This window comes from Aurantimonas sp. A3-2-R12 (assembly GCF_036016755.1).
Taxonomy (GTDB): Bacteria; Pseudomonadota; Alphaproteobacteria; order Rhizobiales; family Rhizobiaceae; genus Aurantimonas; species Aurantimonas coralicida_A.
In genome coordinates this window covers 1-1,651 of record NZ_JAYXIH010000113.1, presented here as the reverse complement: position 1 = coordinate 1,651, position 1,651 = coordinate 1, and the positions used below count along the sequence as shown (strand labels likewise).

Below are 1,651 nucleotides of genomic sequence, written 5' to 3'. Positions count from 1 at the left end.
TGGGACTGACTCAATCCCGATGCAGTTGAGGGGCCGTATGGCGATTTTCCGAAGAGGAGAACGGCCACATGCCGACCGCTATTTCGCTTTCGTCGTTGATTCCGGCCGGGCTTTCGGTCGAACGCTTCGAGGTCGTCGACAGAGTGCTTTTCGTTACCGCTTCGGCTCGAACGCCAGAAGCCGCATGCCCGTCATGCGGAAGACCCTCGCGCCGGCGGCACAGCCGATACGTCCGCAACGTTTCGGATCTTCCCTCGGCTGGGCGATCCGTGCGCCTGTTGCTGATCACGCGCCGCTTTCGCTGCGACATAACAAGTTGTCGCCGCAAGATCTTCGCCGAACGCTTCGGCGACGAGGTCGTCGCGCAGAGGGCGCGTCGCACCGGCCGAATGGAATGCATCGTCCATCACCTGGGCCTGGCTCTCGGCGGACGGCCCGCAGCGTGTTTTGCCCAACGGCTGATGATGCCGGTCAGCAACGACACGCTGCTTCGGGTGGTGCGGCGACGAGCACGATCGCCTCGGGAGACTCTGAATGTCGTCGGCATCGATGACTTCGCTTTTCGCCGAAATCACCGCTACGGGTCGATCGTCTGCGATCTCGAACGGCGACGGATCGTGAAGCTCCTGCCTGATCGGGAGATTGCGACTGTCGCGGGCTGGCTGTCGGATCATCCCGAGATCACCGTCGTCTCGCGCGATCGCGGCGGCGGCTATGGAGAGGCGACGGCGCGGGCCCTGCCAAATGCCGCTCAGATTGCTGATCGCTGGCATTTGATGGAGAACGCCAGCGCCGCTTTCCTCGACGCCGTGAAGAAGTCGATGAAGTCGATCCGTGCCGCGATCGGCGCCACCGTCGTCGACCCGGAACTCCTGACGTCGGCCGAACGCCTGCAATATGAAGGCTATCTCCGGCGCGAGGAGACGAACGCCATCATCACCGGCCTCGCCGCCAATGGCGTTCCGGTCAAGGAGATCGTGCGGCGGACAGGGCGAAGCCGGGGGCTGGTTCGCCAGATCGTCCGCGGCGAACGCACCGACGTCTTTCGCACCCGGCAAGGCTCGCTCGATGCGTATCTGCCCTTCCTCGACGCGCAATGGGAGGCCGGCTGCCGCAACGGCGCTGAACTATGGCGCCGTCTTCGGGAACTCGGCTTTTGCGGCTCGACCCGCGTTGTCAGCGAATGGGCGACGCGGCGGCGACGATCGGAGAAGATGACGACCGCCCAACTTCGCAAGGTCCCATCGGCTCGATCGATCGCCCGCCTGATGACGCTGAAGCGCGATCATCTCACGAAGGCGGAAACCGTCATGGTAGCTGCGATCGAGGCCGGCCTTCCGACCTTGGCAGATGCTCGATCCCTGATCGACCGTTTCCAGACGATAATCCGCAGTCGCACCGTCGTGGATCTCGATCCATGGATCGCCGACGCCGGCTCTAGTCTTCTCGTTTCGTTCGTCCGTGGCATCCAGAACGACCTGGCCGCCGTTCGTGCCGCGATAACCGAACCCTGGTCGAACGGGCAGACCGAGGGCCAGGTCAATAAGCTCAAGCTCGTGAAGCGGCAGATGTACGGTCGAGCCAAGATCGACCTGCTCGAAGCCCGGCTGCTCGGCGCCGCATGATCGTCATCGAAAATGCGTCAGATCCA

Annotated in this window: 1 protein-coding gene; it reads left to right on the top strand. The window is 63.4% G+C overall.

Going from position 1 to position 1,651, the window contains the following annotated elements:
- Nucleotides 1–68: 68 nt before the first annotated feature.
- Entirely contained in the window at nucleotides 69–1,625 is a 1,557-nt protein-coding gene (locus tag VSX60_RS22260; RefSeq protein ID WP_327626419.1) for an ISL3 family transposase, read from the top strand.
- Nucleotides 1,626–1,651 lie beyond the last annotated feature (26 nt).